Here is a 13,051-nt window from a genome sequence, read left to right on the forward strand (position 1 = left end):
CGCGTTGCCGGCGGCGACCCGTCGGCGGCCGCGCAGGCAAGCGTCACCGCGCGGACGGCGCGGGCAGTCCGGCTTGCGCCGTGTCGACCATCCGGCGCATGTCGAAGCCCGACGGATGCTGGTACACACGCAGCCCGAACTCCGGCAGCACCGCGATCAGGTGATCGAACAGGTCGGACTGGATCGCCTCGTAATCGACCCAGGTCGTCGTGTCGGTGAAGCAGTACAGTTCGAGCGGAATGCCTTCGGCCGTCAGCGGCAGCTGGCGCGCCATGCACGTCATGTCGCGGCGAATGTGCGGATGGCCCTTCAGGTAGTTCGCGACGTACGCGCGGAAGGTGCCGAGATTCGTCAGCTGGCGGCGGTTCGCCGGGCATTCGCCGGCCGCGCCGAGCGTGCCGTTCCATTGCGCGATCGCGTCGACCTTGTCTGCCAGGTAGTCCTTCAGCAGCGTCAGGCGTTCGAGCCGTTCGATCTCGTCGTTGCCGAGAAAGCGCACGCTCGTCGCGTCGATGAACAGCGCGCGCTTGATGCGGCGCCCGCCGGCCTCGGTCATCCCGCGCCAGTTCTGGTAGCTCTCGGTGATCAGCTTCCAGGTCGGCACCGTGATGATCGTGTGATCGAAGTTCGCGACCTTGACCGTGTTCAGCGTGATGTCGATGACGGTGCCGTCCGCGCCGGCCGACGGCATCGTGATCCAGTCGCCGATCCGCAGCATGTCGTTCGACGACAGCTGCACGCCGGCGACGAGGCCGAGCAGCGTGTCCTTGAAGATCAGCATCAGCACCGCCGACATCGCGCCGATGCCCGACAGCAGCAGGCCGATCTGCTTGCCGGTCGCGTCGCCGATCACGACGAGCGCGGCCGTGATGAACATCACGAGCTTGACGAGCTGCATCGCGCCTTTCAGCGACAGGCGCGGCTGGTCGCGCCGGCTCGTGCGATGCGAGTGTTCGAGCGCGGACAGCGTCGCGCTGATCGTCATCGACACCAGGAACACGATCAGCGCGAACAGCACCTTGTCGGCAGCCTGCGCGGCCACGGCGGGAATGCCGGGCACCGCGCCGAGCCCGAGCTTGATCACGACGAACGGCACGATGCGGTTCAGCCACTTGAATGCGCCGAACTCGAACAGCGCGTCGTCGATGCGGGTGGCCGACAGCCGCGCGAGGCGCGCGACCACGCGAAACAGCAGGAAATGGACGGCGGCGGCGATCGCGCCGGCGGCGGCGAGCAGGATGAGGATGCCGACGAGCGGCGCAAACCAGGATTCGTTCAGGGTCATAAGGGTGGACAGGGGCCTTCTCGTGCGTTGAATCTGTACCGCGACGCGGCGCGCGCCCGGTGAAGGGCACATGAAAGGGACCGTGATTGTGCCATCGGGTTCCGGCCGGATGTCGCGAATGCGTGACGCAGGGCTCCTCAACATTGTCACCGTCGCGCGGAGTTTCCTTGTGGCCTTGTGTCGTCGAGTCCGTGTGCTCACGTAGCGCAACATACTGTGCACTTGCCACGCATCGCCCGCTCGGGGCACGATGCGCGAACGGCTTCGCGAACTCCGCTTCCACGTCGTTCCGCTCAACCACGCATTTCACGCATGCAAGATTCCAACGAAAGCCAGCCGTCACGCGTGCGGCTGCTGAAGGGCATTCTGCCGGTTCGGCGCGCGTCGGCCATCCGCGACGTGTTCGCGGGCATCTCGCTCGCGTCGATGGATATCCCGCAGGTGCTCGGCTATGCGCGCATAGCCGGCATGCCGGCCGTGACGGGCCTCTATACCGTGTTCCTGCCGCTGATCGCGTTCGCGTGCTTCGGCGCGTCGCGCCATCTGGTGGTCGCCGCCGACTCCGCGACCGCGACCATTTTCGCGAGCCGCCTGTCGTCGATGGCGCCGGCGGGCAGCGCCGAGTACGTCGCGCTGGCCGGCATGGTCGCGCTGCTGACCGCCGCGATGCTGCTGCTCGCGCGCATCTTCAAGCTCGGCTTTCTTGCCGATTTCCTGTCGCGCACGGTGCTGGTCGGATTCCTGGCCGGCGTCGGCGTGCAAGTATCGATCGCGATGCTCGGCGACATGCTCGGCTTGTCCGTGCCGTATCCGGCATCGCGCAGCGTCGCCCAGCTCGACTACGTCGTCACGCATGCGATCCACGCGCATCGGCCGACGCTCGCGCTCGCGGCGCTCGTCGTCGTCGCGATTCTCGCGTGCAAGCGCTTTGTGCCGCGCGTGCCGATGCCGATGATCGCGGTGGCGGGCAGCATCGCCGCGAGCGACTGCTTCGGCTTCGCCGCGCAAGGCATCGCCGTGCTCGGGCCCGTCGCGGGCGGCTTGCCGCCGCTGCGCTGGCCGTCCGTCACGTGGCAGCAGTTCCTCGATCTCGTGCCGGTCGCCGCGTCGTGCTTCGTGATGATCATCGCGCAGAGCGCGGCGGCGGCCCGCGTGTTCGCGCAGCAGTACGGCGAGGACGTCGACACCAACGCCGACATCCTCGGGCTCGCGGCCGCGAACGCGGCGGCGGCGGTGGGCGGCGCGTTCGTCGTCAACGGCAGCCCGACGCAGACCGCGATGGCCGACGGCGCGGGCGTGCGCAGCCAGATCGGGCATCTGGCGTTCGCCGCGGTCGTCGCGGCGGTGCTGCTGTTCCTGAGTGCGTATCTGCAGTACCTGCCGCATGCGGTGCTGGCCGGCATCGTGTTCACGATCGCGCTCGGGCTGATCAACGTGCGCAGCCTCGCGGCGATCCGCAGGGAAAGCCCCGGCGAATTCACGCTCGCGCTCGTCACCGCCGCGGCCGTCGTGACGGTCGGCGTCGAGCACGGGATCCTGCTGGCCGTCGCGCTGTCGCTGATGCGGCACGTGCGCCACAGCTATCAGCCGCACACGATGGTGCTCGAAGCCGCCGACGGCAACGGGCGGTGGCTGCCGGTGCCGGCCCGGCCGGGCGCGATGACGGCGCCGGGGCTGATCGTCTACCGGTTCGGCTCCGACCTGTTTTTCGCGAACGACCATCGGTTCGCCGCCGAAGTGACCGAACTCGTCGACGCGTCGCCGGTACCGCTGCGCTGGTTCATCGTCGACGCGGGCGCGATCACCGATCTCGATTACTCGGCCGCGCGGACGATCACCGATCTCGTCAAGGCGCTGCACGCGCGCCGGATCGGTGTGCTGTTCGGGCGCGTGAACCGCTACCTGCACGCCGATATGGAGCGCCACCGGATCACGGAGATCGTCGGCGCGTCGCGCATTTTCCCGACACTGCACCAGGCGCTGGAAGCGGCGGGCGTGACGCCGGCGCAGCAGGAGCCGGGGGTCACGTAGCGGAAATTGGAAAGCGGAAGGCGAGAGGCGGAAAGCGGAAAGCGGAAAGCGGAAAGCGGAAAGCGGAAAGCGGAAAGCGGAAAGCAGGGGGAACGCGGGAGGCGGGAGGCGGAACGCGGGAAGTGGAACGCGGGAAGCTTCACCGCTAAGCGGCTGCGCGCACGCGCGCGAAGCCGTTGCGCAAATGGCGGGCCAGTTCCGCCGCGGCCGGCGCGTGCTGGCCGCGCGGCAGATGCAGGTTGATCGCGAAGTTCGGCAGGGCGGGCAGGCCGCTGTCGGCCGGCAGGATGTCGAGATCGGCCGGCACGGTGGACGCGAGCCAGACGGTCACCGCGAGATCGGAGCGCACGGTCGCGGCCGTCGCGTCGATGCTGCCGTTCTCGAACACGGTGCGCCACGCGCGATCGCAGGCCCGTAGCGCGTCGAGCACGGTCGGGCGGAACGCGCAGGTCTGGTCGACCATCGACACGGGCAGCGGCGTCTGCAGATGGGCGCTGCCGCCTTTCGCGCCGACCCAGACCAGACGGTCGACGGCGATGCATTCGCCGCGCGACGGCCCGACCGGCGCCTCGATCAGCGCGACATCGATCTCGCCTTGCCTGAGCGCCTTGCGCAGTGCGGGCGATGACGCGCACACGAGCGACAGCGCGACTTGCGGATGCGCGTGCGCATAGCCTTTCAGGATCGGCGCGAGACAGCTGCCGACGAGATCCTGCGGCGCGCCGATGCGCACAGCGCCTTCCATCGCACCGGCCGTCAGCTCGGTCAGCAGCGCGTCGTGCGCGGCGAGCAGCCGGCGCGCCTGCGCGAGCAGACGCTCGCCGTCCGCCGTGAGCAGCAGGTTGCGATGCTCGCGCACGAACAGCGGGCCGGACAGCGTTTCGAGCCGCGCGACCTGCTGGCTGACCGCGCCTTGCGTCAGGTGCAGCGCGCGGCTCGCCGCCGTCATGCTGCCGTGATCGGCGACCGTGACGAAGGCGCGAAGCAGGGCGATGTCGAGGTTGCGTGTCATGGTTCGCATTATGAATGCTAATGACTGGCATAAAAAGCTTTCGCTGTCGTAATGCACGGAGCGCGGGTAAAACGGAGCTTCGACGACCCGAACCGGGAGCCCGTGTGCCGCTTCAAGACTATTTGCCGCTGCTGTTGTTCGTGATCGTGTCCACGGTGACACCGGGTGGCGCGACGACCCTCGCAACCGCATCGGGCGCGCATTTCGGCTATCGGCGTTCGCTGCCGATGATGACGGGCATCGCGGCCGGCCTGGCATCGATGGCCGCCGCCGCCGCGGCCGGGCTCGGCAGCGTGTTGTTGGCCCTGCCCGCGCTGCAGCTCGGGATGAAGGTGCTCGGCTCGCTGTATCTGCTGTGGCTGGCCACGCGCATCGCGCGCGGCGGCAAGCCCGGTGTCGACGCGGCCGTGCAGCGGCCGCAAGGATTCGTCAGCGGCGTATGGATGCTGTGGCACAACCCGAAGGGCTGGGCGATGACGCTCGGCGCGGCCGCGTCGTTCGCCGCGCTCGCGTCCGGCCCCGTGCGGCTCGGCGCGTTGCTCGGGCTGGCGTTCGGCGTGGCGGCGATGGCGTCGCTGTCGCTCTGGTGTTGTGCCGGGCTGCTGTTCGCGCGCGTGCTGCGCACGGAGCAGCAGTGGCGTTGTGTGAATGCGGGCTTGGGGATCCTGCTCGCGGCGTCGATCGTGCCGATGTGGCTGTAGCAGCGGCGCTGCGCGCACGGCGCAGCCGCGACACTCAGCGCGAACCGTCCCGCGCGGCCCCCGCGGGCCGTCCGCCCGCGCCGCTCGACCATCGCGGCAGCCGCAGCGTCGTCGCGAAGCTCGCCGCATGCAGTGCGCAAAGCAGGCCGAACGTCCACGCGTAGGCGGCCCCGTGCGTGCCGCCCGTCGACGCGGATTCGGCCTGCAGCCGCCACGCGAGAAACAGCGTGCACATCGTCGTGAACGTCGGGCCGCCGAGGCGCTGGACGATATTGAGCGACGTCGTCGCCATCGGCAGGTTGTGCCGCTCGACCGACGCATACGCGGCGGAAATCGACGGTGCGCCGATCGCGCTCTGGCCCATCCCGCGCAGAAACAGCGCGGGCACCAGCACGGCGGGATCGTAGCCGGCCAGCGCGAGATACACGAACGGCAGCGTCGCGGCGAGCGCGAGCAGCGCGCCGGCGGCGGCCAGCCGGCGCACGCCGAACCGGCTGGTCAGCGCGCCCATCGACGGATAGGTGACGAGCATGCCGAGCCCGAGCGGCGCCAGCAGCCAGCCCATCTCGCCGGGCGAGCGGCCGCACGCCTCGATCAGGAACACCGGAATCAGCATCTGGCCCGCGTAGATCGCGCCGTTCGACAGAAACTGCGTGGCCGCCGCCGCGCCGAACACGCGCGAGCGAAACAGCGCGAGGTCGATCAGCGCCCGCTCGCCTTTGCGCAGCTGGACGCGCAGGAACGCGGCGAGCAGCAGCACCGAGCCCGCGATCGCGGCGATGCCGGGCACCGCGTCGATGCGCTCCGCGCCATACAGGAACAGCACGAGCGCCGGCGACAGCAGCGCGAGGCCGACCCAGTCGAGTTCGCGCTGCTGCGTTTCCTCGCGGTCGCCGGGCAGGAACCACACGGCCAGTGCCAGCGCCAGCGCGCCGACCGGCAGGTTCACGAGAAACAGCCAGCGCCACGACGCGTACTGCAGGATCGTACCGGCGACGACCGGCCCCAGGATCGGTGCAATCAGCACGGGTACCGCCGCATAGCCGATCACGCGCGCCATCTGCTGGCCGGCCACGCGCGCGATCATCATCTGCGCCATCGGCGCGAGCAGCCCGCCGCTGACGCCTTGCAGCACGCGGAACGCGATCAGCGACGGCGCGGACCACGCGAGCCCGCACAGCGCCGACGTCAGCGTGAACGCTGAGAAACACCACAGGTACAGCGCCTTCGCGCCGATGCGATCGACCAGCCAGCCGTTCAGCGGCAACACCAGCGTGAGCGCGAGCAGGTAGCCGCTCGTCACCCACTGGATCGTCGACAGGCTCGCGTGCAGGTCGGTCGCGAGGCTCGACAGCGAGACGTTGACGATCGTCGCGTCGAGTTGCGACAGCAGCGAGCCGAGCGTCGCGACCGCGCTGACTTTCCAGATCGACGGACCGAGCCGTTCGGCCGCACGGCCCGGCGCCGGCCGCGCGCGTTGGTCGTTCACGCGCCGCGGCGGTCGAGCAGCGCGACGATCTCGTGCGTCGAGCCCGTCTCGCCGAGCCGCGGGAACAGCCGTTCGACGCTGTTCGTGTGCGCGTCCGCGTTGAGGTCGGTCATCGCGTCGACCGCGAGCGTCACGTTGTAGCCGAGTTCGTGCGCCTGGCGGGCCGTCGATTCGACGCCGATGCTCGTCGCGATGCCGGCCAGCACGATCTGCGTGACGCCGGCCGTTTTCAGGTGCGGGTCGAGATCGGTGCCCGTGAATGCGCCCCAGGTTTTCTTCGTCACGACGTGGTCGCCAGGCTGGCGGTTCAGTTCGGGCAGGAGCTCGGCCCAGTCGGCCGGGAACGGATCCTTGCGCGGCGGCAGTTGCGTCCGGCCCGGTGCGCCGCCGGCGACGTTGACGAGCACGACCGGCAGGCCGCGGCTGCGGAAGGCGTCGAGCAGTTCGCGCGTGCGCTCGATCACCGGTGCGACCGGGTGGGCGGTGGGCAGCGCGACGATGCCCTTTTGCAGGTCGATGACGACGAGTGCCGTATGCGTGTCGAGACGGGTTGTGCTCATGATGCGGATGCTCCATGCATAGGGAGAAGGGACACGTGCCGCACGGCACGCACGCGGGGTCACTGCTCGCCGATGCGCCGGATCAGCGGAATCGCGGCGGCGAGTGTGCGGAGGTCTTCGGCATCGAGCTTCTCGATCGCGGCGCCGAGCCACTTGTGCTTCGCGGTGTCGCGCTTGCGCCGTGCCGCCAGGCCGGCTGCGGTCAGCAGGAACAGGATCTGGCGGCCGTCGGTCGGATGCGGCTCGCGTTCGACGAGCCCGTCTTCCTCGAGACTCGCGAGAATCGCCTTCATCGACTGCGGCTTCATCGCCTCGGCGCGCGCGAGATCGGCGGTCGTCATGGGGCCCTGTCGTTCGAGCCGCGCTAGCGCACTCGTCTGCGACATGCCGAGCCCTTCGGACTCGATCTCGGCGCGCAGCCGTCGAATCAGCTGGCCGACCGCGAGGGTCAAGTCGGCGGCGACGGTGTCGGCGGAAATGCGGGGTGTGCGTGGCGGAGTCATGCGGCGGATCATAGAACACGACAGTTAAACTTGCAAGTTTAGCTGTCTAGTTTGGCAGGCGTTCGCGATGCACGGCGCATGACGTACGACGCACCGCGCACCGACGCACGATGCGCCGGCGAGGCCGGGAGAGGAACAGCGGGCGGCGGCTCGGCAACCGCCGACTGTCGGACGGTGGGCGGTGTGCGGCCGGACGCTACGTGCGGCGCGGCAACGGAACCGGCACGACGTCGTTGTACTTCGGCGACGCATTTTCGTGCAGCAGGTCGCCGAGATATTGCGCGAGTTCGTCCGCGGCGAGCGCGGACGGAACGTGCAGGTTGGCCGGCCGCCGTTTGCCTTCGGTGCCGAGATCGAACACGGTCCAGCGGCCGTTCGTCCGGACGACGGCGAGCAGGCGTCCGAACGCGTTGAAACGGTATTCGTCCTGCATGGCATCGCTCCTTCGTGGATGAATGTGCCGGCCGCGCGCGCCGCGTTTACTGGATCGAGCAGGTCAGCCAGCGATGGATCTTCAGCGCATCGCTCGACACGCCGGCGCGCGTCGGCGCGCCGAGCAGCACGACCGTTTCGCGGCGGCCCTTCACGCGCATGCGCATCACGACGCCGTGCCCCGATTCGTTGATGAAGCCGGTTTTCTGCAGCCGGATCGGCAGGCGGCCGTTGCGCACGAGCGGATCGGAGTTCACGTACAGCAGCTCGCCGTCGCCGGCCTGCACGGTAGTCGACGTGTCCGTCGAGAAATAGCGGATCAGCGGATCCTGCGCGGCCGCGCCGACGAGCCGCGCGAGATCCTCGGCGGTCGACACGTTGTGCGGCGACAGGCCGGTCGGTTCGCGGAAATGCGTATCGCGCATCCCGAGCCGGCGCGCCTCGCGGTTCATCGCCTTCACGAACGCGGCACGGCCGCCCGGATAGTCGCGGCTCAGCGCGGCGGCCGCGCGATTTTCCGACGACATCAGCGCGATATGGAACATCTGGCGGCGCGACAGTTCGGCGCCGATCGGCAGCCGCGAACCGGTGAACTTGATCGTGTCGCGATCGCGAGAGGTGACGCGCAGCACGCCGTTCATCGGCCGGTCCGCGTCGCGTGCGACGACGGCGGTCATCAGCTTCGAGATCGACGCGATCGGCCGCACCGTGCGTGCGTTGTGGGCCAGCAGCGGCGTGCCGGAGTCGACGTCGAGCACGTAGGCCGCTCGCGAATGTAGCGAGCTCACCGCGCGCGGGCTGTAGCCGCAGCTCGCGAGCAGGCGCGGCTGCGCGGCGGGGCGCGGGCGAACCGCGTTCGTGCGTTTCGCGCGCCGGTGCTGCGGTGCGGGCGCCGCGTGACGCTTGAGTGCATGATGCGTCACGCGCGGGCGGCGGTGCTTGATGGCCTTGTGCTTGCGGTGGGCGGGTTGTTTCTTGACGACTTTCGCATGCGCATGGGGCGTCGCCGTGCGATGCGGCTGCGCACGCTGCGCCGTCGCGTTCGTTGCGAACGCAAGTGTCAGGAACGAAAGGGCGATGAGCAGGGTGGTGGTCCGGGCGCGAAGCAGGCGCGCGATGAGGCCGGTCAAGCGAGAGTCTCCTTTTCACGCGCGTTGCGGCGGCGCGAAATGCGTGGGCGGTCAGCGGGTGCGGGAAATTATAAGGTCGATTGTGTGGCGATGACGATGGATGTGCGCGCAATGGTGCGTGATGCAGGCGGATTCAAGCTGTTCCTTGGCCGTCCGCGGAGCAGCCGTATCCGGGCCATGCTCAGGGAAATGATATGTGACTCAACGTTATGGGTTACACCGGATGGCAATAATTACCTAATTGAATTGTGTTGGTAAATGTTACCTTTTGAGCTGTAAATTTATTGAGATTAGTGGGTGGGCGTTCAGCACTATCGTGTTGTTCAGAAAGACATTTATAATCAGCCCTCGGCAGAAACCCACCTGAATACCAAACCAAGGGCAAGCTGCATGGGCCACACCGCACTTTATAAGACGTTGCGTCTGGGCAACGCGCAATACAATCGTCTAGTCAAACTCGACACGCCGCTTGGCGTCGATTGGCTATTGCCGCTCTACGTAAAAGGAACGGCCAAGCTGGGCCGCGATTATGAATTCGTGGTTGATGCGGTTTCGCCGCGCGGCAGTCAGATCGAACTCAACGCGCTGCTTGGCAAACCCGTCACGCTTTGGATTCAACAGACCGACGGCACGTACATGCCGATCCACGGTTACGTTCACAGATTCAGCCGGTTGGGATTCGATGGGACGTTGACCTATTACAAGCTGGCATTCTCGTCCTGGCTCTATTTCTTGCGGCTGCGTCGCGATATGCGCGACTGGCAGGAACAGAACGGCGAGCAAATTCTGACCGATGTATTCAACGAGCATCCTCAAGCGCGCGGCGCGTTCCGCTACGATCTTCACAAGCCGCTGCCGTCTTATTCGAATCGAGTGCAGTGGGAATATGACCTGAACTTCGTCCACCGTAGCCTTGAAGAAGTAGGCGTGTTTCCGTACTTCGAGCAGGCGGACAACGGCCGGTCGCACATGATGGTCCTGACGGACGACGTCTATTTCGTCCCGCAACTGAGGCAGTCCATTGTCGAGTTCGGTCACACGGGGTTCAGTGGTGAGATGGACGGATTCGTGCAGTGGAAGGAGCAGCTTCAGATCGAAAGTGCTCAACTGACATCGCGCTCGTTCGACTACAAGCGACCTGATCTTCCGCGGCAGGTTCAAGGCGTCACCGATACGCAGAGCGAGTTGCCGACGGATGGCGAGGTCTACGACTATCCGGGCGCATACATGTGGTCGGACCGTGAGCAGGGCGAGCGCCTCGCGCAGATCCGACTCGAGGAGAGGAAGTCGCGAATGAAGCGCTTCCACGGAGTGGGCGGCTTGCGCTGCGCGATGCCCGGGCGGCGCTTCGAATTGCACGGCCATCCGGTCCATGACGCCGGAAGCCAGCCGGATCGTGAATTCGTGTTGCTCGGGGTGGACTGGCTGATTCGCAATAATCTGCCCGGTCTGGATGAGGTGGGGGATTTTCCCGACGGCCTGGCTGCGGAAATCGCGGAAGCGAAGGTGGGTGCGACGGTGAGCCACGCGGATGGTGGCGAAGGTTTCTTTCAGGTGACGGTTGAAGCGCAGCCCCGCAACGTGCCGTTCCGCAGCCCGTTCGAGCACAAGAAGCCTGTGATGCAGTTGCAAAATGCAATCGTTGCCGGGCCGAGCGGGGAGGAGGTTTATACCGACTCGCTGAATCGTGTGAAGGTGTGGTTCCACTGGAATCGCCGCAACGGTCAGGATGAACGTGCGTCGTGCTGGGTGCGTCCGACCTTCCTTGATGCAGGCTCGAATCGTGGCGGGATTCAGCCGTTACGCAAGGGCGATGAAGTCGTCGTCGGTTTCATGGAAGGCGACTGTGACAGGCCCGTCATTATCGCGAGGATGTACGGGGGTGCTACGCAGCCGGTATGGCATACGAACGGCTTGCTGTCCGGTCAACGCTCGCGCGAGTATGGCGGCACCGGCTACAACCAGCTCGTAATGGACGACTCGACGCAGCAGAATCGGGTTCACCTTTACTCGAGCAGTTATCAGTCTCACTTGCACCTCGGATACCTGATCCAGCAGACGGACAATACGCGCGGTGCGTTCCTCGGCAACGGTTTCGATCTCAAATCGGACGCCTACGGCGCCATTCGGGCGGGGCAGGGCTTGTTCGTATCTACCCATCCGACAGCGACGAACCAGCCGTTGAACGTAACGGCTGCGTCCGAGCAGCTAGCCAGCGCGGAAACCGTTGTTGATTTGACGTCGCAGGCAAGTTCGGCGAATCAGGCGGAGAGCCTGCAAGAAGGGCAGGACGCGCTCAAGAAATTTACCGACGCGACGCACTATAGCGTGAGCGGCGGCGCTGGCAGCGGCGGTCGTACGGGCGGCGGCGGCACGGGCAACGCGAATGGCTTTTCGACGCCGATCATGTTGATGGCGAGTCCTGCAGGCGTGGGGCTGTCGACGCAGGAGTCGGCACAGGTCACGGCGAACCAGCAGGTCAATATCGTCGGTGGCAAGAGCGTGCACGTGGCGGCGGGCAAATCGCTGATCGCGAGCGTGATGGAGAAGATCAGTCTGTTTGCGCAGAACGCAGGGATCAAGCTGTTTGCGTCCAAGGGAAAGGTCGAGATCCAGGCGCAGAGCGACGAAATGAAGCTCTCGGCGCTCAATGACGTGACGATTACCAGTTCGAACGGGAAAGTTGTTATCTCGGCAGAAAAAGAAATCTGGATCGGTGCAGGCGGCTCGTATATCAAGATCACGCCTGACCTGATCGAGAACGGCACCAGTGGCCAGATTCTGGAAAAGTGTGCGTCATGGGATAAGCCGGGCGCATCGTCGATGCGCCTTCCTTCGCCGATTGCCAGCGTGCCGAAGGGGTGTTCGTGGAAGACCGTTGCGGCATCAGCCGATAGCGCGTCGAGCGTCGTGCTGGAGTGACTGGATGGAAGCGTTCGAACCGGTTGATGACGGGAGCCGTGAGTCCGTCGATTCGATGATCAGCGTCTTGCGTGCCTATTTCGACCAGCAGCGCGAGCCGCGCTGTTGTCTTGTTATCGACCCGAGTCAGCGTGCGTTGCCCCAGAGCGACGAGGGCGCTCCCTCATTCAGGGATCAGCCTAGTGCCGTCGTCGCGATCGCACACGACGCTTTCCCCGATGATCGTCGTCCGTACTTGATCGAGTTGGATCTGTCGACATCCGAGGGTATGGCGCTGCTGGCTGAAAGTGTTCGGCTGGCCTTCGAAGATCGACATCCGGACGCGGTCTCAAAGGGCCTGGGCCAACGAATTGGGGGCTGGTTGGCGAGTGACGCGACGCCGGAACAGATCGCCGAATACTGGTCAAATAACGTGCTGCAGATCGACGATCAGGGGCGCCGGTGTGCATTGCGTTTCTACGACGCTCGTGCGTTGAGCCTAATATGGCCGATTCTCTCGGACGGGCAGAAGCAAGCCTTGCTTGGACCGGTAAAGGCTTGGCACGCGCTGGATGCCTGTGCCAAGCCGTGTGTCTACTCGTCGGCAACGGCGTTGCGTGCGGAACTGGAGTTGACCGACGGACAATGGCGTGACATCCACCGCCATGGCCTGATCAATCGAGCGCTTGCGTTGCACATGCTGACTACGCAGCGACAGCCTCGATCGAGCGAGGTCGAGACCGCGGTTGCGAGCGCTGCGCGCGCGGAGCAGCACGGACTTGCCGATCGTGAAGACAAAATTGCTTTCATCGGGCACGCGCTGACATGGCATCCATATTTCGATCGTCATCCGAGCGTCGCGCAGGCATTGCGTCAGCGTGCGCCGGATGAGTTCTACACGGCTACGGTCGGCGAGTTAACTGACGACGAGATCGAAGTGATTCGCCGCGGGAAGTGGTACGGCGAGTCGACGGCTACGTCGTCTTCCTAGTCTCAGCAAAATAAAC

11 protein-coding genes are annotated in these 13,051 nt (G+C 66.2%); 4 read left to right on the plus strand and 7 right to left on the minus strand.

The window, feature by feature from the left end; all coding sequences use genetic code 11:
* Nucleotides 1-43 precede the first annotated feature (43 nt).
* Entirely contained in the window at nucleotides 44-1,285 is a 1,242-nt protein-coding gene (locus U4Z64_RS00810) for a mechanosensitive ion channel family protein (protein ID WP_044843259.1), read from the minus strand.
* A gap of 312 nt (nucleotides 1,286-1,597) precedes the next feature.
* Between U4Z64_RS00810 and U4Z64_RS00815 the strand changes: the two genes are divergently transcribed.
* The gene (locus U4Z64_RS00815; protein WP_321818949.1) at nucleotides 1,598-3,316 is read left to right on the plus strand and encodes a SulP family inorganic anion transporter; all 1,719 of its coding nucleotides are present in this window, start codon (nucleotides 1,598-1,600) and stop codon (nucleotides 3,314-3,316) included.
* Between the two features lie 145 nt (nucleotides 3,317-3,461).
* Here the strand turns inward: U4Z64_RS00815 and U4Z64_RS00820 are convergent, their stop codons facing one another.
* Nucleotides 3,462-4,337, minus strand: coding sequence for a LysR substrate-binding domain-containing protein (locus U4Z64_RS00820; RefSeq protein WP_321818950.1), 876 nt, complete (start codon nucleotides 4,335-4,337; stop codon nucleotides 3,462-3,464).
* A 95-nt stretch (nucleotides 4,338-4,432) separates the two neighbouring features.
* Here U4Z64_RS00820 and U4Z64_RS00825 point away from each other — a divergent pair, with 95 nt between their 5' ends.
* Nucleotides 4,433-5,029, plus strand: coding sequence for a LysE family translocator (locus U4Z64_RS00825; protein ID WP_321811667.1), 597 nt, complete (start codon nucleotides 4,433-4,435; stop codon nucleotides 5,027-5,029).
* 34 nt (nucleotides 5,030-5,063) lie between these two features.
* Here U4Z64_RS00825 and U4Z64_RS00830 read toward each other — a convergent pair whose 3' ends face one another.
* The 5 genes from U4Z64_RS00830 to U4Z64_RS00850 form a co-directional block, all read right to left on the minus strand.
* On the minus strand, nucleotides 5,064-6,518 hold the full coding sequence (locus U4Z64_RS00830; protein WP_321818951.1) for a DHA2 family efflux MFS transporter permease subunit: 1,455 nt from the start codon (nucleotides 6,516-6,518) through the stop codon (nucleotides 5,064-5,066).
* Nucleotides 6,515-7,078, minus strand: a complete 564-nt coding sequence (locus U4Z64_RS00835) for an isochorismatase family protein (protein WP_321818952.1) — start codon at nucleotides 7,076-7,078, stop codon at nucleotides 6,515-6,517. Before U4Z64_RS00835 ends, U4Z64_RS00830 begins: the two co-directional genes overlap by 4 nt.
* Nucleotides 7,079-7,137: 59 nt before the next feature.
* Nucleotides 7,138-7,593: a MarR family winged helix-turn-helix transcriptional regulator gene (locus U4Z64_RS00840; RefSeq protein ID WP_124666681.1), complete on the minus strand. Its 456-nt coding sequence runs from the start codon at nucleotides 7,591-7,593 to the stop codon at nucleotides 7,138-7,140.
* A 184-nt stretch (nucleotides 7,594-7,777) separates the two neighbouring features.
* A complete protein-coding gene (locus U4Z64_RS00845) occupies nucleotides 7,778-8,014 on the minus strand; it encodes a hypothetical protein (protein ID WP_014899043.1) in 237 nt (78 codons plus the stop codon).
* A gap of 46 nt (nucleotides 8,015-8,060) precedes the next feature.
* Entirely contained in the window at nucleotides 8,061-9,143 is a 1,083-nt protein-coding gene (locus U4Z64_RS00850; protein ID WP_321818953.1) for a serine hydrolase, read from the minus strand.
* A 390-nt stretch (nucleotides 9,144-9,533) separates the two neighbouring features.
* Here U4Z64_RS00850 and U4Z64_RS00855 point away from each other — a divergent pair, with 390 nt between their 5' ends.
* Both U4Z64_RS00855 and U4Z64_RS00860 read left to right on the plus strand, forming a co-directional pair.
* Nucleotides 9,534-12,065: a type VI secretion system Vgr family protein gene (locus tag U4Z64_RS00855; RefSeq protein WP_321819117.1), complete on the plus strand. Its 2,532-nt coding sequence runs from the start codon at nucleotides 9,534-9,536 to the stop codon at nucleotides 12,063-12,065.
* A 4-nt stretch (nucleotides 12,066-12,069) separates the two neighbouring features.
* Complete coding sequence (locus tag U4Z64_RS00860; RefSeq protein WP_321818954.1) at nucleotides 12,070-13,035, plus strand: DUF4123 domain-containing protein; 966 nt, start codon at nucleotides 12,070-12,072, stop codon at nucleotides 13,033-13,035.
* Nucleotides 13,036-13,051 lie beyond the last annotated feature (16 nt).

This window comes from Burkholderia sp. BCC1996, from assembly GCF_905339955.1.
Taxonomy (GTDB): Bacteria; Pseudomonadota; Gammaproteobacteria; order Burkholderiales; family Burkholderiaceae; genus Burkholderia.